This is a genomic window from Bacillus massilinigeriensis (assembly GCF_900111815.1).
Lineage (GTDB): Bacteria > Bacillota > Bacilli > Bacillales > Cytobacillaceae > Mesobacillus_C > Mesobacillus_C mediterraneensis.
The window spans coordinates 2357248-2381090 of the sequence record NZ_LT630004.1 but is presented as its reverse complement, the minus strand read 5'-3'; the positions used below and the strand labels follow the sequence as shown (position 1 = coordinate 2381090).

Annotated in this window: 21 protein-coding genes and 1 riboswitch; of the genes, 14 read left to right on the top strand and 7 right to left on the bottom strand. The window is 42.6% G+C overall.

The window, feature by feature from the left end; all coding sequences use genetic code 11:
• The first annotated feature begins 86 nt into the window (after positions 1-86).
• The 5 genes from BQ5796_RS12450 (at position 87) to BQ5796_RS12430 (ending at position 4897) form a co-directional block, all read left to right on the top strand.
• Positions 87-866, top strand: a complete 780-nt coding sequence (locus tag BQ5796_RS12450) for a transporter substrate-binding domain-containing protein (RefSeq protein ID WP_428839298.1) — start codon at positions 87-89, stop codon at positions 864-866.
• A gap of 52 nt (positions 867-918) precedes the next feature.
• Entirely contained in the window at positions 919-1584 is a 666-nt protein-coding gene (locus BQ5796_RS12445; protein WP_071460516.1) for an amino acid ABC transporter permease, read from the top strand.
• Between the two features lie 11 nt (positions 1585-1595).
• Positions 1596-2339: an amino acid ABC transporter ATP-binding protein gene (locus BQ5796_RS12440; protein ID WP_071460515.1), complete on the top strand. Its 744-nt coding sequence runs from the start codon at positions 1596-1598 to the stop codon at positions 2337-2339.
• A gap of 179 nt (positions 2340-2518) precedes the next feature.
• Positions 2519-2661: riboswitch (cyclic di-AMP (ydaO/yuaA leader) on the top strand.
• Between the two features lie 228 nt (positions 2662-2889).
• Positions 2890-4230, top strand: coding sequence for a TrkH family potassium uptake protein (locus BQ5796_RS12435; RefSeq protein ID WP_071460514.1), 1341 nt, complete (start codon positions 2890-2892; stop codon positions 4228-4230).
• A 10-nt stretch (positions 4231-4240) separates the two neighbouring features.
• Positions 4241-4897, top strand: coding sequence for a potassium channel family protein (locus tag BQ5796_RS12430; RefSeq protein ID WP_071460513.1), 657 nt, complete (start codon positions 4241-4243; stop codon positions 4895-4897).
• A gap of 32 nt (positions 4898-4929) precedes the next feature.
• Here BQ5796_RS12430 and BQ5796_RS12425 read toward each other — a convergent pair whose 3' ends face one another.
• Entirely contained in the window at positions 4930-6747 is a 1818-nt protein-coding gene (locus BQ5796_RS12425; RefSeq protein WP_071460512.1) for a sensor domain-containing protein, read from the bottom strand.
• Between the two features lie 229 nt (positions 6748-6976).
• Here BQ5796_RS12425 and BQ5796_RS12420 point away from each other — a divergent pair, with 229 nt between their 5' ends.
• The gene (locus BQ5796_RS12420; protein ID WP_071460511.1) at positions 6977-9766 is read left to right on the top strand and encodes a response regulator; all 2790 of its coding nucleotides are present in this window, start codon (positions 6977-6979) and stop codon (positions 9764-9766) included.
• 5 nt (positions 9767-9771) lie between these two features.
• Positions 9772-10611 (top strand): CheR family methyltransferase, encoded by an 840-nt coding sequence (locus BQ5796_RS12415; RefSeq protein ID WP_428839297.1) that lies wholly within the window; start codon positions 9772-9774, stop codon positions 10609-10611.
• Positions 10612-10793: 182 nt separating this feature from the next.
• Here BQ5796_RS12415 and BQ5796_RS12410 read toward each other — a convergent pair whose 3' ends face one another.
• The 3 genes from BQ5796_RS12410 to BQ5796_RS12395 form a co-directional block, all read right to left on the bottom strand.
• A complete protein-coding gene (locus BQ5796_RS12410; protein ID WP_071460509.1) occupies positions 10794-11924 on the bottom strand; it encodes a SpoIIE family protein phosphatase in 1131 nt (376 codons plus the stop codon).
• 303 nt (positions 11925-12227) lie between these two features.
• Complete coding sequence (locus tag BQ5796_RS12400) at positions 12228-12494, bottom strand: YrhK family protein (protein WP_071460507.1); 267 nt, start codon at positions 12492-12494, stop codon at positions 12228-12230.
• Positions 12495-12649: 155 nt separating this feature from the next.
• Complete coding sequence (locus tag BQ5796_RS12395) at positions 12650-14179, bottom strand: glycine betaine uptake BCCT transporter (RefSeq protein WP_071460506.1); 1530 nt, start codon at positions 14177-14179, stop codon at positions 12650-12652.
• A 535-nt stretch (positions 14180-14714) separates the two neighbouring features.
• Here BQ5796_RS12395 and BQ5796_RS12390 point away from each other — a divergent pair.
• Positions 14715-15971, top strand: coding sequence for a DUF445 domain-containing protein (locus BQ5796_RS12390; RefSeq protein WP_071460505.1), 1257 nt, complete (start codon positions 14715-14717; stop codon positions 15969-15971).
• On the opposite strand, the gene sat is transcribed toward BQ5796_RS12390, so the two are convergent.
• Positions 15963-17138: a sulfate adenylyltransferase gene (sat, locus tag BQ5796_RS12385; protein ID WP_071460504.1), complete on the bottom strand. Its 1176-nt coding sequence runs from the start codon at positions 17136-17138 to the stop codon at positions 15963-15965. The genes BQ5796_RS12390 and sat overlap by 9 nt on opposite strands.
• A complete protein-coding gene (locus BQ5796_RS12380; RefSeq protein WP_097677997.1) occupies positions 17107-17853 on the bottom strand; it encodes a phosphoadenylyl-sulfate reductase in 747 nt (248 codons plus the stop codon). The genes sat and BQ5796_RS12380 overlap by 32 nt, the downstream gene beginning before the upstream one ends.
• Positions 17854-18016: 163 nt before the next feature.
• Here BQ5796_RS12380 and BQ5796_RS12375 point away from each other — a divergent pair, with 163 nt between their 5' ends.
• The 4 genes from BQ5796_RS12375 (at position 18017) to BQ5796_RS12360 (ending at position 20336) form a co-directional block, all read left to right on the top strand.
• The gene (locus BQ5796_RS12375) at positions 18017-18712 is read left to right on the top strand and encodes a 2-phosphosulfolactate phosphatase (RefSeq protein ID WP_071460503.1); all 696 of its coding nucleotides are present in this window, start codon (positions 18017-18019) and stop codon (positions 18710-18712) included.
• Positions 18709-19500 carry a phosphosulfolactate synthase gene (locus BQ5796_RS12370; RefSeq protein WP_071460502.1) on the top strand — a complete coding sequence of 264 codons (792 nt, stop codon included), beginning with the start codon at positions 18709-18711 and terminating at the stop codon, positions 19498-19500. Before BQ5796_RS12375 ends, BQ5796_RS12370 begins: the two co-directional genes overlap by 4 nt.
• Positions 19484-19882 (top strand): VOC family protein, encoded by a 399-nt coding sequence (locus BQ5796_RS12365; RefSeq protein ID WP_071460501.1) that lies wholly within the window; start codon positions 19484-19486, stop codon positions 19880-19882. Before BQ5796_RS12370 ends, BQ5796_RS12365 begins: the two co-directional genes overlap by 17 nt.
• Before the next feature lie 127 nt (positions 19883-20009).
• Positions 20010-20336: a nucleoside triphosphate pyrophosphohydrolase gene (locus BQ5796_RS12360; RefSeq protein ID WP_071460500.1), complete on the top strand. Its 327-nt coding sequence runs from the start codon at positions 20010-20012 to the stop codon at positions 20334-20336.
• Positions 20337-20371: 35 nt separating this feature from the next.
• On the opposite strand, the gene BQ5796_RS12355 is transcribed toward BQ5796_RS12360, so the two are convergent.
• Positions 20372-21250 (bottom strand): sulfite exporter TauE/SafE family protein, encoded by an 879-nt coding sequence (locus BQ5796_RS12355; protein WP_071460499.1) that lies wholly within the window; start codon positions 21248-21250, stop codon positions 20372-20374.
• 191 nt (positions 21251-21441) lie between these two features.
• Here BQ5796_RS12355 and BQ5796_RS12350 point away from each other — a divergent pair, with 191 nt between their 5' ends.
• On the top strand, positions 21442-22332 hold the full coding sequence (locus BQ5796_RS12350; protein WP_071460498.1) for a cation diffusion facilitator family transporter: 891 nt from the start codon (positions 21442-21444) through the stop codon (positions 22330-22332).
• 90 nt (positions 22333-22422) lie between these two features.
• Positions 22423-23502: an undecaprenyldiphospho-muramoylpentapeptide beta-N-acetylglucosaminyltransferase gene (locus BQ5796_RS12345; protein ID WP_071460497.1), complete on the top strand. Its 1080-nt coding sequence runs from the start codon at positions 22423-22425 to the stop codon at positions 23500-23502.
• Positions 23503-23843 lie beyond the last annotated feature (341 nt).

The window sequence follows — 23843 nt, the reverse complement described above, 5'->3', positions numbered from 1 at the left end:
AAAAAAAGGATTACATTATCTTCTTAAAGGGTAAATATCACCACGCCCGAAACAGATATTGAAGGGGAGAGGGGAGAATGAAATGTATGTGTAAAAGATTATTAGGTGTCAGTTTCCTAGTCTTATTGGTAGGCGTATTGGGTGCGTGTGCCGAAAAAGATAAACTCCAAGACGGTTCGGAGCTGATTAATGAAGGCGAATTTGTATTCACTGCGTCTGGTGAATTTAAGCCATTCAGCTATCTCCAGGATGACTTGACGATGACAGGATTTGATATTGAAGTGGGGGAAGCTCTGGCAAAAGAGATGGGGCTGAAACCAGTGCAAAAAAGGATGAAATTCAAAGGAATTGTGGAAGGAGTAAAAACCGGCAGAGCGGATGCCGCTGTTGCCAGCCACACTATCAATCCCCAGCGTAGCAAGCATGTGCTGTTTTCCACGCCATACTACTACTCAGGTCCACAGATTTTTACAAGGCCCGATAGCACGATCAAAACAACAGCCGATTTGAAAGGGAAAGAAGTCGCTGTTGCAAAAGGCTCTACATATGCAGATACCGCACAAAAATACACGAATAACATCAAAATGTATGATAGCGATATTACAGCCCTCAAAGCATTGAGCAGCGGCCGTCACGATGCGGTGATCACCGATTTTGTAACAGGGAAAAGCGCAAAGAAGGAAGGCTTCAAGATTGTTCCTCAACAGTTAATAGAGCGTAGTGAACAAGCGGTTGTTATTTCCCAGGATAATCCCGCACTCCATAAAAAGATTAACAAGGCGCTTCAAAATCTCAGAAAAGACGGGACACTGAAAAAAATCAGCCATAAGTACTTTGGACAAGACATTACGACTCAACCAGAGTAATCAAAAGAGGTTTAATGGAAGTCACTCATTAAAAAGGAAGGGTGTTATCAATTTGCCTAGTATAGGACACGTGTTTAAAACGCTGATCGACAGCAGCGGCTTGTTTTTCGACGCTATGTTGATTACGCTTCAGCTTACAATTGTTTCTATTATTTTTGGAATTATTATCGGTTTGTTTTTTGCATTGCTTAAAATCTCGAATATCTCCATATTAGGATATATTTCAGATACGTATGTTTATCTTATCCGTGGAACACCACTAATCGTTCAGATTTTCATCTTGTACTTCGGAATCAGCGGCATTTTCCTTATTCCAGATTTCTGGGCAGCTGCTTTCGCGTTGGCATTTCATAATGGCGCATATATTGCGGAAATTTTCCGGGGGACCATTCAGGCTGTCGATCGTGGACAGATGGAAGCTGGACGTTCGCTTGGTATGACAAAAAGTCTCACAATGCGGAGGATAATTCTTCCGCAGGCATTTCGCCGTTCTCTTCCTCCGCTTGGCAATCAGTTTATAATCGGTTTAAAGGATTCCTCACTTGCAGCCTTTATTTCCATGAATGAACTATTCAATGTAGCGACAACGCTTGGTTCAAATAATTTTGACGAAATGACTTATTTGATTATTGTTGCATTCTATTATCTTGTGCTTGTGGCACTGCTCACATGGTTGGTCAACAGCTTTGAAAGGAAACTGGCAATTAGCGACAGATAGGAGGAAGTTCTATGCCTGAAAAAGAAATGATAAAAACGGTAGGTTTAAATAAATCCTTCGGTGATCTTCATGTTTTGAAGGATATTGATATGACAGTGTGTGAAAGTGATGTTGTGTGTCTAATCGGTTCAAGCGGATCTGGAAAGAGTACGCTGTTGCGCTGTCTCAATTTTCTTGAAAAGAAGAATAGCGGAAGCATTTTTCTCCGAGGGAAGGAAATTGAATTAAAAAACGTGGATGTCAACACTGTTAGACAGAAGGTCGGCATGGTATTCCAGCACTTTAATCTCTTTCCACATATGACAGTGCTTGAAAACGTGATGGAGGCACCGATTCATGTAAAAAAAATACCGAAGGCACAAGCGGCAAAGGAAGCAAAAGAACTTCTTAGGAAAGTAGGTCTCGGTGATAAAATGCATGTTTTCCCTAGCAAATTGTCGGGAGGGCAAAAACAGCGTGTTGCAATCGCAAGAGCGCTTGCCATGAAGCCTGAAATAATGCTGTTTGACGAGCCCACTTCCGCGTTGGATCCAGAGCTTGTCGGTGAAGTTCTTTCCACCATGAAAGAGCTTGCATTAGAAGGAATGACGATGGTGGTCGTAACGCACGAAATGGGATTTGCCCGTGAGGTTGCGGATTGGATTGTCTATATGGATGAAGGCAGGATTATTGAAAAAGCTAGGCCGGAAGACTTCTTCCAGAATCCAAAGGAGGAAAGGACGAAAGAATTCCTTAAAACAACAGAGTTAAAATGACCTCGTTCTCACAAAGCCTTCGAAAAGATAGCAAAAAATCAAGAAAAAACGATATATGATGAGCAAGAACCGTGAAAAGATAATGAAAACGGCTTTTTTTGTTAATTTAGTCTCATAAAGACGAAATTTCCTTCTTTACAATTGCTTGGCACGGGAGTATGATAACAGCATTCATTCAATATTTTGAATCGCTTAATCCGTCAGGAGCGGGGGAACCAACTTAGGCATTATGCCATGGGGTGAAGCCTTTTCACGAAGGCGGGGCCAAAAATCTTGGGCCCTAATCCGTCAGCTAACTCCGCAAGCGTACAGGAGAGTAAAAGCCAAGCTTGTGGTAACATTTCTAATGGAGAGCCCACAGAGCTTTTGACTTAAGCCTCTGTGGGCTTTTTTATTTTGCTTGAATTTCCTTTGACGTAATTCAAACGATTCATAAATCTTCGTAACGAACTTCATACTAAAAACCATTGGGGCAGAAGGGGAATGGCTCTATCAACATTTTATTTGTATCTTTTCTTTTTAATGTAAAAGAAAAGCAAAGGAGAAAACGATGAAAATAATGAGGGGAATAAAACTGGATCCTCCAAAGGTCCTGGTGCTTGGATTTTCGACTGTCATCCTGTTGGGAACGATTTTGTTAATGCTTCCGGTTGCAACCGTGGATGGACAAGGACTCGGATTCACTAATTCGCTCTTTACGGCCACTTCAGCTGCATGCGTAACAGGGCTCGTTGTAGTCGACACGGGGAGCACTTTCACTACTTTCGGTGAAATTGTCATCCTCTCGCTCATCCAAGTGGGAGGATTAGGGTTCATGAGCTTCGCAACACTTGCCGCCTTTGTTCTTGGAAAAAAAATCTCCTTGAAGGAGAGGCTCATTCTTCAAGAATCTTTAAACCATTTGACAGTCGAAGGGATTGTTAGACTAGTTAGGAGAATCCTGATTTTTACTGCTGTCATTGAATTCATTGGAGGCATTCTTCTATCCTTCCGATTCTCCTTCGATATGCCAATAGGAAAGGCGATATACTTTGGGTTTTTCCATTCCATATCAAATTTCAACAATGCAGGCTTTGATTTAATGGGTGATTTCCGCAGCCTTACGGGTTATGTCGATGATCCGATCGTTACGCTTACGGTTTCTGCCCTTATTTTTCTTGGAGGCATCGGCTTTATCGTGATGAATGAAATGTACGAATACAGAAGTACGAGGAAACTTTCGCTTCATTCCAAGATAGTGCTTTCTGTTACGGGCTGTCTGATTACGATCGGCACAGTAATGATTTTCTTCTTGGAATACCATAATCCGAAAACGTTGGAGCCGCTTTCCATGACAGGGAAAGTACTCGGTTCACTATATCAAGCTATTACGCCGAGGACAGCAGGTTCCAATACATTGAACATAGGGGATTTAACACAGTCTACACTCTTATTGATCATCATTCTAATGTTTATCGGTGCGTCTCCAGGTTCCACCGGCGGTGGCATCAAGACTTCCACTTTCGCAGTCCTGCTTGGTGCTGTGAAATCCCAGATACGAGGGAAAGAAGATGTTGCTTTTTTTGGCAGGCGTGTCCTTCCGCAAACGATTTATAAATCGCTTACGGTGACCCTAAGTGCCATTTTCCTTGTTATGGCAGTGACCATGCTGCTCACAATCTCGGAACATGGAAAAGACTTTTTGATGATTTTATTCGAAAGCGTCTCTGCATTTGCGACAGTAGGTCTTTCGATGGGACTCACCCCCGAGCTGTCCGGTTTTGGGAAATTCCTGATTATTTTTACGATGTTTGCAGGAAGGGTCGGTCCTCTGACCGTTGCATTTGCTGTTACGCTGAGAAGGCAGCAGGATCCTTTTCGTTATCCAGTTGGTAAAATTATGATTGGCTAGGAGGTACATGATGGAAAAACAATACGCGGTTATAGGAATGGGACGTTTTGGTTCAAGTGTAGCAGCAGCCCTTTACGCGGAGGGAAATGAAGTGCTGGCAATTGACAAAAATGAACTTCATATAGAGGAACACAAAGAGTCGGTGACCCACGCTGTCATCGGTGATTCCACGGACGAGGAGACGTTAAGAGCGGTAGGTATCCGAAATTTCGATACGGTTATTGTGGCGATTGGCGACGATATCCAAGCGAGCATTTTGACAGTTCTGATGCTGAAGGAAATGGGAGTCGTTCATGTCGTGGCAAAAGCGCTCAATAAGAATCATGCCCAGGTCCTTTACAAGGTAGGGGCGGACAAAGTCATTTTCCCTGAGAGAGATATGGGCGAGCGTGTCGCACACCAGCTTATGGCTGCTCCAAATGTTCTTAATTTCATCGAACTAGCGGATGAGTACAGCATCGAAGAAATCAAAGTTCCGCGAAGCCTTAGCGGGAGAAGCTTGAGAGAAATCAACCTGAGAGCGAAATACAATGTCACAGTCATTGCGATTAAGGAAGGGGAAAAGATAGACATTTCCCCTGACCCATATAAAAAACTTCATGATGATGACATCTTGATTGTGATTGGTGAAAACAAGGATTTAATCAAGTTTGAGAGAATGGATTAATAGAGAAAAGCCGCCTTTTGAGCGGCTTTTTTTCATGGTAAAGCTGCGAGAAAAGAGGTTGCTTCCTCGCTTTGCAGCGGATGCCCTATATAGTACCCTTGGGCATAATTGCAGTGTCCATTTTCGAGAAGTTCTAGCTGCTTAAGGTTTTCAACACCTTCCGCAACCACTTTTAAGTCCAAGCTGTGTGCAAGAGAGATGACGGCAGAGGCAATAGCTGCATTGATTCTGTCTTTCTCAGAATCCATGATGAAGGACCTGTCAATCTTCAGTGCATCTATTGGCAGGTACTTTAAATAATTCAACGAAGAGAATCCTGTGCCAAAATCATCAATAGAAATGGAAATGCCTAAAGATTTCAGTTTTTTAAGCAGATTACCTGTTTTTTCTGAAGTATCGATCAAAAGGCTTTCTGTCAGTTCCAATTCAAGACAGGAGGGAGCTAATCCTGTTTCCTTTAGGATGCGGGCGATTGAAACGTCAAAAGAAGGCTGTTGAAATTGCAGTGCCGAGAGGTTGACACTGACGGAAAGTGGGCTTTGCTGGGAAATATTCCATTCGGCGCATTGCCTGCAAGCTTCCCTGATGACCCATTCGCCGACAGGGATGATTAGTCCCGTTTCTTCGAGACTGCTGATAAAGCTGTCAGGATACAGCAGCTTGTCCTCTCTCTTCCAACGAATGAGTGCCTCCATTCCATAGATTTTCCGGGTCTTAATATTCATTTTTGGCTGATAATGGAGCACGAACTCTTTTTCATAAAGTGCTTGACGCAATGCGAATTCCAGATCGAGACGCTCGATGACCGATGCTTTCATGGAGTTTTCGAACTTTGTGAGCTTATTCCTTCCATTTTCCTTCGCTTCATACAAGGCAATGTCTGCATTCCTGATCAAAGAGTTCATATCCATTCCGTCTTCTGGATAATAGCATAAGCCGATACTTGTTGTGATCCATAAACTTTGTCCATATAGCTTGAATGGCTTGCGCAGTAATTCCATTACGTCCATTGCAAAGCTTTCAGCTGCTGACTTGTTTCCTTTACAAGGTAACAGAAGGATGAACTCATCACCTCCAAGCCGGGCTACAAGGCTATCGCTCTTCACAGTATCTTTAAGACGTTGGGCGACAGATTTTAATAGCATATCACCCGCATCATGGCCAAGACTGTCATTAATATTTTTAAAATGGTCCAGATCAAGCAGCAGGATGGCAAGTTCATTCTCTAGTGGATGTTGACCTTCAAGAAAACTTTTCAAAAAGGACTGTATGAACCATCGGTTTGGTAGCCCTGTCAGGGCATCATGAAAAGCCATATGTTGAATTTTCTCTTCCGCTTTCTTTTTTTCCCTTATATCACGGCACCATGCATAGTAAAGCTTATTGCCTTCTGCCGTAATTTGCTGAAGAATGATATCGGCAGGAATCCGTTCTTCCCCAAGACTTAATATCGAATCCTCGAATTTTACTACATTCTTTTCATCCTCGCTGAACCAGCCTAACTTCTCCGGCAGCTTTTTGAAAATATCATTTGCTTTCATTTTTAGTAGCATCTCATTTTTAAGACAAGTGACATTACATGCAGCAGTATTAGCGTTAATAATTTTGCCGTCTGCATCTAAGAGGAAAAAGTAATCAGCAGATTGTTCAATAAGATTCCGAAATATTTCTTGGCTTTCTTTTAACTTCCTTTCCGCCATAGCTCTTTCGCTTTTCAGTCTTTTGACCGAGAGGTTATTCTGGAACCTGGACTTTAAGAGAAGCTCTTTTTCCCGCTTCTGCAGAAGATTTATTTCCTGCCGAAGAATGGCGATTTTTCTAGCATATCCATGTGTTGCCCATTTTTCCACTATCATCCCCGTCCTTTACTCTATTAAGGCCGTGAAACCAGAAAAGTGCTTTTCCGCATTCCTTTACCTTATATCGGCTATTATGGAAGACTATAAAGAAAGCACCCGTAAATTGGCTGAAAAATCTTCTGACATATGAAGCTCTAACATTCGATTACTTTCTCCTATACTGCTATTATTTATATTGGAGATCAATTGAAATTTATATATAAGAAAGTAGGCTGGATAGATGTCGTTTAAAAAGAAACAATTTTTTGGCCTTGGGCTAACCGTTTTATTCCTGTCAATCCTCCTTTATGTCATTATTCTTATGACAGGAACCATTAAGACGAATATGGTGGAAATCGTAGAGGATCGATATGACAAAGTAAATAAAGTGATGGAAATGAGGCAGCTGCTTTATGTGACCGACAAGGAAGTCCTGTCTCATATTGATGGAAGTGAGAAAAAGCGAGCTGCCGATAAGGCGGATGTAAACAATAAGCATGAGGAAATGAATAGAAGGATATATGAACTCGAAGAGGTTTTGAACAAGAAGAAATCTATAGTCCTCCTTAAAAGCTTTCAAGAAAAATATCAAGACTACGCTGCTAAAGAAGAGGCATGGCTTCATCGAATAGAGCAGGGTGAATCCCTCTTGGAGGTTAAAGCGGATTATGACGAGCAAAGCGGTGAGCGTAATGCTTTGCTTAAAACAATCGATGAATTTAAAAATTACCAGGAAAGTCTTATCGGAGATGCAGTAAAGCAATCAAACGATGCGTATTATCAGCTTATTACATGGTTAGTTGTCTCGGTTATTATTGCAACTGCATTAATCGTGATGGTGACACTTTGGGTCATCCGCAGTACAGGCCGAAACCTCGACAGCATCACAAAGGGAATAAAGAATATTGATTATCATAATCTCTCCTCTATTCCGAGACTTGAGATTGAAGCAAATGATGAAATCGGGGAAATAGTACAATCGTTTAATTCGATGGCAGAATCACTTGAAGAGTATTACCATAAAGAAAAGAAGTTCACTGCAGAAATCGAAGAACAGAACTGGGTCCAAACATCATCTGCAGAAATTATTAGTCTTTATCATCGCAGCACAGACGTAGACAGCTTAGCAGACCAATTTTTAGTGAGTATAGGAGAAGCGACAGGAACGGCTCTTGGTGCTTTTTACCTTGTGGAAGGAGAAGGGGACAGCAAAGGTTTAAGAAAAATCGCTGGGTATGCAGATCATGGCGGAACGGCAGGAAAGGACTATATACCTTTCCGCGAGAGCCTAGTTGGACAAGCTGCTTGGCAGAAAAAAGCTGTCTTCCTTGAGGAAGTGCCGGAAACGTATATTCCAGTGTCAACAGGACTTGGAGAAGTAACGCCACGGAGTGTCTTTATACTGCCAGTCCTTTCAAAAGAAGAAACCATTGCGGTAATTGAGCTTGCCAGTATGAAAGGTTTTACTCCAGCGGAGAGGAATCTGTTTGAAGAGGTAACAGATACGCTCGGAATCGCGATTGCTAATATACTTGGCAGAATGGAAGTCGAGCGGCTACTCTCGGAATCCCAAGCACAGGCAGAAGAATTGCAGTCACAATCAGAAGAACTGCAGGCTCAATCTGAAGAGCTCCAGACACAGTCAGAAGAACTTCGCATGATTAACGAACAATTAGAGGAACGTTCTCGCGAGGCTGAACTTAAGTCTGCGGACCTTCTTCAGGCAAAAACAGAGCTTGAAGCAAAGGCAAAGGAATTACAGCTCAGTTCAAAGTATAAGTCTGAGTTTCTAGCGAATATGTCGCATGAGCTTCGTACTCCGTTAAACAGCATCTTGCTTTTGTCCGAAATGCTTGCAGAAGATGAGGAAAGAACGCTAACGGAAGAGCAAAAGGAATTTGCCCGGGTAATCAATACTTCTGGTGAAGATTTGCTAAATTTGATAAACGATATTCTTGATTTATCGAAGGTAGAGGTTGGAAAAATAGAGGTTGCTTTTGGAGAGGTGAATTTAAAGGAATTCAGCAACAGGCTTATACAGCTGTTTTCCCATATTGCTGGGCATAAGGAACTTGAGTTTGAAGTAACAACAGATGACAACCTCCCAAATATATTTTATACGGATGAACAACGTTTGCAGCAAATTGTCAAAAACCTGCTTTCCAATGCATTTAAATTTACCGAGAAGGGCAGTGTCAGGGTTAGGATGGAGAGTGCCACCCAAGAAGAAGTCCAGGCATTCCAGCTCCGCTGTCATGCGGAGAAATGGCTGAAACTCGAAGTAACGGATACGGGGATAGGAATTCCTGTTGATAAACATCGTCTAATCTTTGAAGCCTTCCAGCAGGGAGATGGCGCAACAATGCGTAAGTATGGCGGAACAGGATTGGGATTATCCATCTCTAAGGAGTTTGCACACCTTCTTGGTGGAATGATGATGGTGGATAGCGAAGAAGGGAAAGGAAGCACATTCACCCTATATCTTCCTAGTCTGCCATTTGGGATGCCTAAGGATGTTCAGCATGAGGAAGAGGTGCACGCTGAAGAAGAAGCACTCATGGCGGTTAAGGAGACAGCTACCGGCAGTTCAGATTTGAAGACAAACTATGAAGAAGAGACAAATGATAAAGACTTGCCATACGGAAATGGTACTTTAAATGGGAAGAGAATATTAATTGTTGATGATGACAGGCGAAACATTTACGCACTTTCAAATGTGCTCGAAAGGGAAGGAGTAAAAATCAGCAGTGCTGAAAATGGAATGGAATGTCTTGCAATTCTTAGAGAGGATTCGTCCTACGATATGATTTTCATGGATATCATGATGCCAGAAATGGATGGTTATGAAACAATGAAAAGCATAAGGGCAATGGAACAAGGAAAAGAAATACCCATTATTGCATTAACTGCTAAAGCGATGAAAGGAGATCGCGAGAAGTGCTTGGAGGCTGGTGCTTCCGACTATATAAGCAAGCCGTTGAAACTTGACCAATTGCTATCGGTCATGCGTGTCTGGGCAGCTAGGGAATAGGGGGAATGGACATGACGGACGATAAGTTTTTGGAAAAAGAAGAATTAGAGTTAGATTTGCTCCTGGCAGCCTTGCATAGGCTGTCAGGCTTTGATTTTAGGAAATATATGAGGTCTTCTATTATGAGGAGGGTTCAAAACAGGGTAAGGCTGGAGCAGCTTCCAAACATCAGCAGGCTGACGGAAGAAGTGATAAATAATGAAATGCTGCTTCAAAAACTGCTTGATGATTTTTCCATCAACGTCACGGAGATGTTTCGCGACCCTGCGTTCTTTAAGGCGTTCAGAGAAAAAGTAGTTCCCGAGCTTGCGGAATATCCTGAAATACGGATATGGCATGCAGGCTGTTCTACTGGGGAAGAAGCCTATTCCATGGCAATTCTTATGGAAGAAGAAGGACTTGGGGAAAAGGTAAGAATTTACGCAACTGATATGAGTGAAAAGGTGATACGAAAAGCGGAAAAAGGCAGTATTCCTATTTCAAAAATGAAAGCATACACGACGAATTACATGCTCTCAGGTGGAAAAAAATCCTTTTCCGAATACTACTCGACAGACAGCGAGTGCGCCTATTTCGATTCGAAAATCCTTAGGAAAATAGTGTTTGCCCAGCATAATCTTGTTACGGACGGATCATTCAATGAATTTCATATCATCATTTGCCGGAACGTCCTGATTTATTTTAACCTTGAGCTACAGAAGCATGTCTTGCAGCTTTTCAATGCAAGCTTAGCAGATGAAGGTTTCTTGGGTATCGGAAGCAAAGAAAGTATTCGGACGGAAGCATACGGGCATTTTGAAGAGTTTTTTTTCGAGGAGAAAATATATAGGAAAATGAGGGCCTGAATATGCATCAGGTCCTCCCTTTTTTTGAGATTATAAGTATGGAGGAGCTTCCCGGATATTTGTCATGTCCTTTTTCGATTTTCCAAACTTTTAAAACTATGATGCACCAAGGGAGTCTCTAAGCAGAGAAAAAGCTTGTGGAAAAACTATTCCACAAGCTTAACATCAGACCATGTTTTCCTTTAATAAGCCTGGATAATTACTGCGCACATATCATCTTCTGCATCTTTTTGGTGACTTTTATCGAGCAACTGATTCAAAGGCTCAATCTGCCTGTTCACATTCCAAAAGGTTGAGGCAGCCTCCTTCAGGCAATTGTATTCGTTCAATCCGTATTTCTCTGCTGTCTCTTCGACACCATCCGTCAATAGCAGAAGCTGAATGGAATCATTGTATTCAATCGTATTAGTATGTATTTCGATTTGATCGAAGAAACCGACAGCACAGGTTCGTTCTGACAGCTCGACGAGTTCTTTCTTATCTATAAGAGCAAATCCGAAAGGGTGCCCTGCATTTACATACTGGACCGCCTTTTCCTTTGTATCGATGACTATGTATATCCCCGTGAAATAATAGGGTATTTCTTGGTTTCTCATATTGAGAGCATTCATACAGCGATTTAACTCTCCCACAACGTATTCCGGAGCAGGACAGCCCCTGATTGCGTCCCTGAGGGCTGATGCAATGTACATGCAGACAAGAGATGCCGAAATTCCATGTCCCATCATATCTAGAAGAACTGCTGCATAACGATGTTCATCGATTCTGTGCCAATGGTACATATCCCCGGCAAGCTTGTTGGCGGGAAGGTAGGATGCTTTCATGAAAATGTCCTTATTGATAATTGGTTCGCTGAGGAGGCTGGTTTGTACTTGCATGGAAAGGTCAAGCTCTGTCCTGATCCGCTCTTCCTGTTCCTTATGCCAGTCTTTTTCTGCTTTGAGCCGCAGGGCAACCCTTAATCTCGCAATCAGCTCTGTTTTGTCAATCGGCTTCATGATATAATCCATCCCGCCAACCTCCAGTGCCTCCGCTACTTTTGAGGAATCCTCCAATGCCGTGACAAAAATGACGGGGATATCTTTCCACTTAGAGTTTAGCTGCAATTTCTTGCACGCTTCAATACCATCTAGTTCCGGCATCATAATATCCATCAGGATTACATCAGCGGTTATTTCTTTTTCTCTTTCTAAGTGCTCGAACATGTCAATAGCGGAGGTGAAAGAGGTATAGTCGAGGTAACCAGCACGCTTTAATATTTTTTCAATGACAAACAAATTGACTTTGTTGTCATCCACGATCAAGATTCCCACAGTACTAACCCCTTTTATTGTAATATAATTTTTATTTATAAAGAGAACGATATGTATATCCTATTTTCTTTACCCAAATATTTTGGTGTCAAACCTATGTTGCTTACTTTTTTATTCATTTTTTTGTTTCTATTCTATCTTACTCCCTTTTTTGAGGGAGGTACAAATATAGAGCGGCTTAAAAACATAAAACGCCAACTCCTTATTTCCAATGAGGTGTTGGCGTTTTTTTCTGGAAAAACGAACCTTTTGAAAGCGCTAGCATCGGATAATTGGGATTGCTTTAATATTGTATAAAAAGTGTCATTTGTCATTTTTGTCATTTTCGAATACGTCAATGGATTGATAAATCTTCGCAGCTGGTCGGATTAATAGCTGAAAACTCCCCATTAAGTAAAGGTAGATTTTTAGTTTACTGTCGGGATTTAACAGGACAAGTGTGCTGCCTGCCATAAACCAAATAGCTACTGTGAAGTCATTAAGTGCTGCAAGAAGGTACTTGCTTTTTTCAAAACCTATTTCGTAATTTCCGATACGGAATGAAATTCTGTTTTGCTTGCTTTTTTTCATCTATTAGCCTCCTCCAAAAGCGAAGTGGCGATTGCTCTTGATGCAAGCCCAGTCTACTCATTCCCTGTCGGAGTTCGCTAAAACATTGATAAATGTGGAAAGGCAGCCAGAGTCATTGGCTGCCTTTCTTGTGTACCCAAATGTTAACTGAATTTTTATTTCAACTCCTGTTTGAGCTTTATTGGGACTGCTTTCTCACTTTTCAATACTTTAATTAATGAAATAACAATAAGAATCATCACAACTGCAAATGGAAGAGCGGCAATAATGGATGCTCTCTGTAGAGCCTCTAGTCCGCCTGCCCAAAGCAGGATTGCTGCGGATGCAGACTGAATAACTCCCCAAGCCAGCTTCACTCTATTGGGCGGATTAAGGCTGCCGTTCGATGTCTGCATTCCAAGGACGAAGGTTGCAGAATCAGCCGAAGTGATGAAAAAGGTGCTGATTAGGAAAATTGCGAGCAGTGAAAGAACAGAAGAAAACGGGAAGTTTTCAAGAAGAGAAAAAAGGGCTACTTCACTTCCGCTTGTCTCGATAACTTTCATCAATCCCTTATGTTCGAAAAATTCGAGGTACATGCCAGTTCCGCCGAATACGGAAAACCAAAGTGCGCCAAAGATCGTAGGCACGAGCAGTACACCCACAACAAATTCACGGATGGTGCGGCCCTTTGAAATCCGGGCGATAAACGTCCCGACAAAAGGAGCCCAGGCAGTCCACCAAGCCCAATAAAAAATAGTCCAATCCTGAAACCAGGTGATGTCCTGCTCAAAAGGGCTCAAACGGAAGCTCATTGACGGCAGGTTTTGCAAATAAGAGCCGATTGTAGTAGTGAAAAGGTCCATGATAAAGTTGGTTGGACCAACAAACAGCAGGAATAGCATCAAAGCGATTGCAAGAATGATATTAAAGTTGCTCAAAAATTTGATTCCTTTGTTTAAACCAGTCTGAGCCGATAGCATGAACAGCACTGTAGCCACCGCAATGACAGCAAGCTGCGTTCCAAAGCCATTGCTGATTCCACTGAAAGTATGGGATAAACCTCCGCTAATTTGTATTGCTCCAAGACCTAGTGATGTGGCAACACCAAAAACAGTGGCAAAAACAGCAATGCAGTCAACCGCTGTACCAATTGCGCCATCAACTTTATCTCCAAGCAATGGTCTTAACAGTGAACTGATGACACCAGGCTGGCCTTTCCTAAACTGGAAGTAGGCAAGTGCTAGTCCAATGACGGTATAGATTGCCCAAGGATGCAGCCCCCAGTGAAAAAATGAGTAGCGCATCGCTGCCCTTGCAGCCTCGGGGGTCTGCCCTTCTGCGAAAGGCGGTGCATAATAATGATTCATAGGCTCTGCGACTCCCCAGAATACAAGGCCGATTCCCATCCCGGCGGAAAATAGCATAGCAAACCAAGTCAAGTAGCTATACTCTGGCTTATCGCTATCCTTGCCAAGTCGGACGTTTCCATACCTGGATAAAACTAGAAACAAAGCGAAAATTAAGAAACTGGAAGCAGCCAACAAATAAAACCATCCGAATTTTTCAATAATGAATCCTTGAACAATTTTAGTCACATGTTCAAGATTGCCTGTAGGCAAGACATCGGCCGGTATTAGCCCCCAAATGATAAAAAGTACTGTAATCGTCACGGATATCGTAAATACAGGTGACAGTTTCTTCATAGAATCCCTCCCTAATTATCGGGAAAAGGGCATTGAGCACATCACAACAGCAAAGGCAAAAGGGATTTTTGCATAGCATTGGAAAGATTTGGGGAATAGAAAAACGGAGGACGTTTGAAAAAAACACACAGAAAATAACGTCATTTGCCTTAAAAATGCTATTCGCAAGGTAATACCATGCATTACTACGGTGTTTTTGGATTTAAGTACATGCATTTTAGGAGAAGTCCCTGCCTTTGCCCTGCAACCTGTCCTTGCAGGCGCCACGGCTCTTTAGCCCTCACCCGAATACTATCGTAACAAATAATGGGTGCGGGGAACAAGGAAGGTGCTTCTGTTGTCATTTCATGGGAGCGCTGTCACCGTTGTCCTGCATAGATAAGTAAGTAACAAAAAAATTTCCTCATTTTTAATCTACATGGTTTCCTTTACAGAAGAAAAGTTGTTTTCATATAATATAGAAGGCTATGTTCCATTGTCGTGGAAAGTAAAAGCGAACTCGCCAACAAACAAAATGTAAATCGAGGGAGCATAAATGGATAGAAACGGACAAAAATCTAGATATTTAGCAGGGATATCATTGGCACTTATGGGAGCAGGTTTCCTCTCGACAATACCTTTTCATGATTCTATTTGGGGAAGGCTCTTGCAAGGCGGCTTTGAAGCAGGTCTTGTTGGCGGTCTGGCGGATTGGTTTGCTGTGACAGCTTTATTCCGGCATCCACTTGGGATTCCCATCCCGCATACTGCGCTTCTTCCTCACAACAGAGATAGATTGACAAAAGCATTGACAAGGATGCTTGAAGAAGAATGGCTTACAAAAGAAAGCATCCTTGGTAAGATGAAGCAAATGAAATTTATGGAACGAATTCTTTCAATTGCAGAAAATGAAATGGAGAAGGAAACGTTTCAGGATGCACTTAGGACCATCATCCGGGAAGCAGTCAAGACCATCGATATAGACAAGCTTGTGCCGATTCTTGAGAAGGAACTGAAGGAAAAGCTGATTTCTGCTGACTCGAAGGGCCTCATTACGAAGGCATCCCAGTCTATCGTGCAAAGACAATACGATGAAAAGGCGTTTGATTACTTTCTTTCGGAAATCGGGAAATGGGCCGCGAAAGAAGAGTCGAAACACGCCCTTGGAAAGATGGGAAAACAGCTTATTGAAACGACAGAAGCCGATGGTATGCTTAAGTTTGCACTGACTTCATTCGGCCACCTAATAAACGAGGAAAAAATCGGACAAATGCTCCAAACCTTCATTCAGAAACGAATCAAAAATGTCAGCAGACAGGATAACCGCTATCGCCTGATGATCCAGGAGCGAATCAGGGAGGAGATAAGCGGCTTTCCTGCCCGTGAAAACCTGATGTTGGAAATAGAACAGTGGAAAAACAAAGCTGTACAAGACTTGGAAGTTTCCCATGAAATCAAGAATCTACTGGAGCAAGCGAAGTCCCGATTGCTTACGGCTGCCGAGGAAGAGACTTTTATTGTTCAGTATGTGATGCCGGTGCTCAAGCGATTTATCGCCAATCTAAAAGAAAACGAAGATCGAATGACGATGATGGAAGCGTGGGCACATAAACAGATCGCTGCCGCCATTGAAAAGAATCACTCCAAGATTGGCCGCCTTGTAAAAGAAAATCTTGATCATTATGACACAGAAACATTGATTGATATGATGGAGAATAATATTGGCAAGGACCTTCAATGGATTCGGGTAAATGGAGCAGTTTGCGGCTTTTTCATTGGACTTGTGTTAACAAGTTTCAAACTTCTATTCTAGCGCTTTTAGCTGTTGCACTTTTTCGCGCATTCCAGTAATCAGCACTTGGACAACTTCAGGTCGGCTAAATTCCTTAGGAGGAAGCTGGCCATTCCTCAGCATTGCCCGCACTTTCGTCCCGGAAAGGATTAGCCGATCCTCCTCCTTGTGCGGGCATGTTTTTGTTGAACCCATATTCCCGCATTTATTGCAATAAAAGCTGTTTTCAAAAAACATCGTTTCAATGCCAATTTCCTCCTCTGTGAAGAAGGAAAAAATCCTGTGTGCGTCATACGTTCCATAATAACTTCCTACCCCGGCATGATCTCGGCCAACAATAAAGTGGGTACATCCAAAATTCTTACGTACAATAGCGTGGAAGACAGCTTCCCTCGGGCCAGCATAACGCATCGCTGCCGGAAAAACGGCAAGCATTGTCCGCTCTTTGGGATAGTAGTTTTCCAGAAGGACACGATAGCTTTCCATACGGATATCAGCGGGGATATCATCGGCTTTTGTTTCCCCAACAAGCGGATGAAGAAGAAGACCGTCCACTGATTCCAAAGCGGTTTTCTGGATATACTCATGTGCCCGGTGTACTGGGTTCCTTGTTTGGAAACCGACAATCGTTTTCCAGCCTCTCCTCGCAAATTGTTCCCTTGTTTCGGCAGGTGTAAGGAAATACTGGCTGAATTGATCTCTTTTTACCCTCTTGAATACTGCAACAGGGCCACCGATATAAATGTTTGGGCGGCTGTACAGCTTTTGGACTCCTGGGTGGTCAATATCTGTTGTCCGAAACACTTTTTCTGCTTCGGTTTTTTTATCAGGAGTGAACATATCTGTAACAGTCATTGTACCGTAACGTTCGCCATCTCTTATAAGATCCACATTATCTCCATAAGAAAGCTGGGCGGCCTCCTGTTCACTTATCGCCAGCGTCACAGGAATACTCCACGGCAACCCTGAAGACAGCCGCATGTTTTCAATGACGGATTTGTAGTCGTTCTGCCCCATGAAACCTTCTAATGGACTGTAACCGCCGATTGCAATCAACTCTAGGTCTGCCATGGCCATATTGTCCATTTCTATCCTTAAGGAGGAAGATTCTGCACTTTCTTCACCTAAACAGCAAATAAGCTTTCCGCCATGAGGTTTAATCAATGGTAACTCCTCCTTTTTCTGCATCACTGAACACTTTGTGTAAGCCGCACTCTTTCTTGTTTGTATTCGCCCATCTTCCTGAACGAAGGTCTTCTGGATTGGAGGCGGGAAGGGTGCACACCTTGCAGCCGATACTTGGGTAGTTCTTGTCGTGCAGTTCATTATAGGGGAGCTGATGAAGTTTGATGTAGGACCAGATGTCTTCCCATGACCAATGGATTAAGGGACATATTTTGATAGATTGGAATTTTTCATCTTTGTTAATAAACTGAAGTTTATCCCGTTCAGGAGACTGCCCTGTCCTTAGACCCGAGATCCATGCTGCTCTTCCCTCAAGCTGTTCGGCCAGCGGTACTACCTTTCTCAAGTGGCAGCACTTATCCGGACTTCTTTCCCATAGCCTCTCTCCGTAAATCTCTTCCTGAACTTGAAGGCTCAATGAAGGCTTGATGCATTCAATATCCATTTCAGGATACTTTTTCTTGGCTCTTTCAATGAGACGATAGGTTTCGGAAAAGTGTAGTTCTGTATCAAGAAAGCGTACTTTTGCATCGCGCTTCACTCTGTAAATCAAGTCAAGCATAACCATTCCTTCTGCTCCGAAACTGCATGCGTATACGACTTCATCTCCATATTCCTTGAATGTCCAATTAAGCACATCCATTGAGTCATGCAGCTTAGTATTAATCTCATTTACTTTTCTTTCATCCCAAGAATGATAGGTTAAAATATCCTTCATTGCATTTCCTCCCAATCTTTCGTTTGACTTGGCCAGCTGGGTAAATACCTAGATCATTGTATTCAGGCAGTTCCTTTCCGGTGATTCTACGGCAAGAGTAACAATCTGAAGGTGGGCGAATATACTTTTTTGACATCATTTTTAATGTGAAGGGGGAACCAGATTGAATGTTTCGATTATCCAAGGGAACAGCGTGACGCCAAGGACAGCGGAGGTGAATGTGGTAATTGACGTCATACGCGCTTTTACCGTTGCACATCATGCTTTTTTATTAGGTGCAAAAGAAATCATCCTTTCGCCCACAGTGGAAGCTTCCCTTGAACTGAAGCAAAAGAATCGGGATTTCCTTCTAGCCGGTGAAGTAGAGGGATTGCCAATTGCGGGATTTGACCTGGATAACTCTCCATGGAACTTGCAGGGAAAAATGCTTGACGGAAAAACAATTGTGCAAAAAACAACGAACGGCGTCAAAGCTGCATTGAACGCTCTTGATGCAGAGATAGTCCTTGTAACAGGATTCTCCAATGCGAAAGTGACAGCAGATTATATTCGCTCTTATTGTATAGCGAGAAATACCGATTGCCAGATTAATTTGGTAGCTTCACACCCTACTGGCGATGAGGATCTCGCATGCGCCGAGTATATTGCTGGACTTATACTTGGTGATCGGGGTGCAGATGCTTGCTCTGTTTCCAAAAGAATAAAAAATTCCGTACCTGCACAAAAATTCTTTGATCCTAAAAAGCCTGAGTTCCAGCAGGAAGATATTTGCTTATGCACGGAGGAGATAAATAAAGGATTTGTAATGAAAGTGAATACTGGTGGAGTTTTGCCAAGGATCGAGAGGGTGGAAGTATGAAAAAGAATTCTTTATTGCTCCCAGAGAGAGAGTCAAAGCCGCGATCTAAAGGAATGACAGTTCTGATTGATAATGGCGTCCCGCTTAACTTTTTCCGGGATACGGTCACATCTTCAGGAAAGTTTATCGATTACGTGAAATTTGGCTGGGGAACTTCCCTAGTAACAGAGCAAATTTCTGAGAAAATTGCCTGCCTAAGATACCATGGGATCGAGTTTTTTTTTGGCGGGACGTTGTTTGAGAAATTTGTAAGTCAACAGAAAATAGAAAGCTTCTATGAGTATTGCCTTGCTAACGGATGTAAATATATAGAGATTTCAAATGGGACGCTTGATATGAGCAATAGGGAGAAGGCCGGCTACATTAAGGATTTTTCAAAGGAGTTTATCGTTTTTAGTGAAGTAGGAAGCAAAGTTGCCGAGGTATCTGATAGACAGAATCCATTAGAATGGCTCGAATGGATTCAAGAGGATATGGAGGCAGGTGCCAAAAAGGTTATTACCGAAACAAGAGAAAGCGGTACGAGCGGAATGTGTAAAAGCAATGGGGCCATCCGCAGCGATATTGTTTCTGCAATCGTGTCATCAGAACTGGATTTAGGAAGCATTATCTTTGAAGCTCCTGAAAAAAGGATTCAGACAGAACTGATTCGCGAAGTAGGAAGCAATGTAAACCTTGCCAATATCTCCTTTCATGATGTAATTCCATTAGAAACTTTGAGGCTGGGCCTCCGCTCGGATACTTTCCACCTGTTTAAAGGAGTGAAGGAATATGAGAGAAAGCAATAAAGTCTTTCATCTTGCTGTTCCATGTAAAGATCTTGATGAGACGGCAGATTATTATCAAAAACTAGGTTGCAGGCTTGCCAGGAGATATGAAGACAGAGTAACGTTCGACTTTTTTGGAGATCAGCTTGTATGTCATTTAAACCCGGAAGGAATAGACAAAACTCCAAAAATGTATCCTCGTCACTTTGGTATAACCTTCCTTGATAGAGAAGAGTTTGATAGACTGCTCGAAAAAGCAGTGAATCAAAGCTTTCCCTTTTTCCAGGAGCCAATGGTTCGTTTTCCGGGAAAAAGAGAGGAACATCTTACTTTCTTCTTAATTGACCCTGCTAATAATTTGCTTGAATTCAAGTACTACCATGATCTCGAAATGCTTTATTAGCTGATTTGCACAATAGGGAGAAAAAGGGGTTTGCCTAATATTGGCAGACCCTCTTTAAATTCAGATGATTGGTTTGAAAATGATAGGGTGAGGAAAAAACATGCTATGGAATAATAGGGGGGATTCGATGGAGAAAATAAAGTACAACAAGCTTGTCCGGGATGGCATACCCGACCTGTTGAAGGAACAGGGGAAATCCTTTAGTACAGGAGTATTGAATGACAAAGAATATTCTATTAAGCTGCAGGAAGCCCTCGTGGAGGAAATGGAATGCTTTGTTGAAAGCAGGCATGACAAGTTAGCCGGTGACATCGCGGACCTCTTGGAAATTATCTATGCAATCGCAGAACAGAGAGGAATTACGGAACCGGAAATAGAGTTCACAAGACAAATGAAGAAAAAGCAGCTTGGTGGTTACGGCAAGAAACTTATCATTGAGCCAGCTGGAGGATAGAAAGAAAAGCTGTTGGTGTCAACAGCTTTTCCTATTCAGCCTGCAGATCCTGTATGATTAGGTCTTGATTTCTTCCATACATAAATGATTCCAGCAAGCCATAAGCTTCCAAGAATCGTATAGATTGCTGAGCTTCCGGCAGAAGGAACGTGAATAGCTGCCATTAGCGTCTTTGTGTTGGTCATAATAATCATGCCGCCAACTAGGATGCCAAGGAAATGGGAAGGGATGATTTTAACAAGCCAGGCAGCAATAGGGGCTGCGATAAGCCCGCCGATCATAAGCGCGATTACCCACTGCCAATTTAATTGGCTCCACCCGAGAGTCAGGAGAAATCCGGCAGTCGCAGATAGTGCGATGGCGAATTCACTTGTATCAACAGTACCGATTACTTTTCGGGCTTCCATCTTTTTTGACATTAGGACAGGTGTTGCTATCGGGCCCCATCCGCCCCCGCCAGTCGAATCAAAAAAGCCTGCGATGAACCCGAGAGGAATGAAAAACTTTGATGTCATCTTGACAGGCTTCCCATTATTGCTTCCCGCAAAATCGCTAAACAGGAAACGATAAATGACATAAAAACCGAGGCATAAGAGAAAAAAAGAGACATATGGTTTGACAATGTCGCCTGGGATGCTGCCAAGGAAAACTGCTCCTAGGAATGCGCCAATCGACCCGGGAATAATCAGTTTTTTGACGACATGTTTGTCAACATTCCCGAAACGCAAATGGGAAAAACCAGAAGCTGCCGTTGTTACGACTTCGGCCATATGGACGGAAGCTGAGGCAACGGCAGGGGCAATCCCGAACAGCAGCAACAGAGAAGAGGAAGTCACTCCATAAGCCATTCCAAGCGACCCGTCTACAAGCTGTGCAGCCAAGCCGATTAGTGCCAGTAATACAAGCCTTCTCAAAACGATCTCTCCTTTATTTTTACTGGGCATTGCGATTAAAAATGTGGAGCCCATTTCTACGCTATATTATGAAAAATAGGCGGAAGTGTTCTTCTATTGCCAGCGCATGAAATTTAACTGCTTATGGAAGGGATGAATCAAGGGGAAGATAGAAGAAAATCAGTTTAAATAGCCTATTACGGGAGGGAAAGATGGAAGCGCGTGAATCTATTGCAAAAAAAGTTGCCTGGATTAGTGTTTGGAGCAATGTTTTATTGACTGTTGGAAAAATTGTTGTGGGCTGGTACGGAAAGAGTGATGCGGTTTTTGCAGATGGTATCCATTCGGCTGCAGATGTGTTTGCATCCATCATTGTACTGCTGGTCATCAAACTGGCAAACAAACCAGCAGATGAGGATCATCCATACGGCCATGGGAAAGCGGAAATTATTGTATCCGGAGTAGTAGGGATGGTCCTGCTCCTCGTTTCCTTCTATGTTGTGTACGAAGGTGTTTCCGGATTCTTTCATCCGATCGAGGCGCCAAGCATTTTAGCAATGGTCATTGCCCTCGTATCCTATGTATCGAAAGTTCTTTTATACAGATATTCCCTAAAAGTGGCAAAATCGCATAATAGTAAGGCAATTGAGGCGATTGCATACGACCATAAAGCAGATATTGTATCATCAGTTGCGGCGGCGGCTGGTGTACTTCTTTCTGTTGCTGGAGAGAAATTCTCTTTGCCTTTCCTTCTGTATGGTGACAAAGTTGCCAGCATTTTCGTAGCGTACTTGATTTTCAGGATTGCTAAGGAAATGCTGACAGAAGCCTTCCATATCCTAATCGAGAGAAATATCGAGCCTAAGCTGATGCAGGAATATATCACAGTCATTTCTGAATTTGAAGAAATACGCAGGATCGACAGAGTCAGAGCCAGGGAACATGGACATTATATCCTTGTCGACATAAGGGTGTCTGTTGATCATTTCAAGACAATCAAGGAAGGGCATGATCTTTCGAGGGAAATGAAGAAGGCATTGATGGCTAAATATGATAATATTGCTGAAGTATTGATCCACCTTAATCCTTATTACAAAGAGTGAAGCTTGCAAAAAGCGCCTTTGCCGGGAATATAGATATACTTAGTGAGTGCTGCTGAATGCAGTAATTTTTTAGTCTGATGGAGGAAGCGCATGAGAAAAATTGTGTTGACTGGAGGAGGTTCCACCGGCCATGTTTCCTTGAATCTTGCCTTAATACCGCTGTTGAGGGAGAAAGGCTGGCGGATTCACTACATAGGATCAAAAGAGGGCATTGAGAGAAGCCTTATTGAAAAAATTCCAGATGTAACCTATCATTCGATTTCGACGGGCAAGCTGAGAAGATACTTTGATTTGAAAAACTTCCTTGACCCATTGAAGGTTGGTTTGGGCGTCCTGCAAGCGCAGAGGCTCATACGGAAAATCAAACCGGACATCGTGTTCTCTAAGGGCGGGTTTGTATCCGTTCCTGTTGTGATGGCAGCATGGATGAATAGAGTTTCTGTCATTTCGCATGAATCTGACTATAATCTCGGGTTGGCATCAAAGCTTGCCATCCCTTTTTCGAAAAGAATGGCCTTCACGTTTCCTGAGACACGAAAACATATACCGAAAGAGAAAGCATTGTTTCTCGGTCCTGTAGTTAGGCCAGATATTCATGATGGTGAAAGAGAGAAGGGGCTGCGGTTATGCGGCTTCGATTCGACAAAGTCAGTCATACTGGTAATGGGCGGCAGCCTTGGTGCTAAGAAAATCAATGGAACAGTCAGAAGATGTTTGCCGGCACTCTTGGAAAATTATCACGTCGTTCACCTTTGCGGGAAAGGGAAGGCCGATGCTGGAATTGCAGAAAAAGGATATAAGCAGTTTGAGTATGTTGACGAAGGATTAGCTGATCTCTATGCAGCAGCTGATTTGATCATTTCGCGTGCAGGTTCCAACTCGATCTTTGAATTCCTTGCTCTCAGGATTCCGATGATTCTTATCCCGCTTCCACTATCGGCAAGCCGCGGGGACCAAATTTTGAACGCTAAATCGTTTGCGAAGCAGGGTTTTGGTGAAGTGCTGAATGAGGAAGAGATGACAGAAGAATCTCTAATAAAGACACTTCGGGAAATGGACAGCAATAGAGAAGCGTATATTAAAAACATGGAGTCGAAGAATCAAGGAGACGGACTGCAAAAGCTTTATCATGCAATCGCTTCCGCTTCGATAAAAAGACGGAAAATGTAGACTTATTCATATCACAATAGAGTAGAGCGGAACTTGCAGGAGAAATGTACGACTCCATTCACAGTTTTTCACATATGGCTGCTGTATTGAATAAAATAACCGGGAGATTCAAATTATAAGATAAGACCAGACCGTTAGATGTCTGGTTTTTATTTTTCCCGGAATATATTGCTGGCTTTGTCCATAATTTAATAAAGTCGCTGAAATGAGGTTTAACAGGTTGAGAATCAGGGAAAAAGTACAATTAGGGTTTTATCAGATTTTTACATCTAGTCCTTTTATCCTTTACAATTTATCAAAATAGGAGTATATTAATCTTTTGTAATGAGCCTTTTTTATGG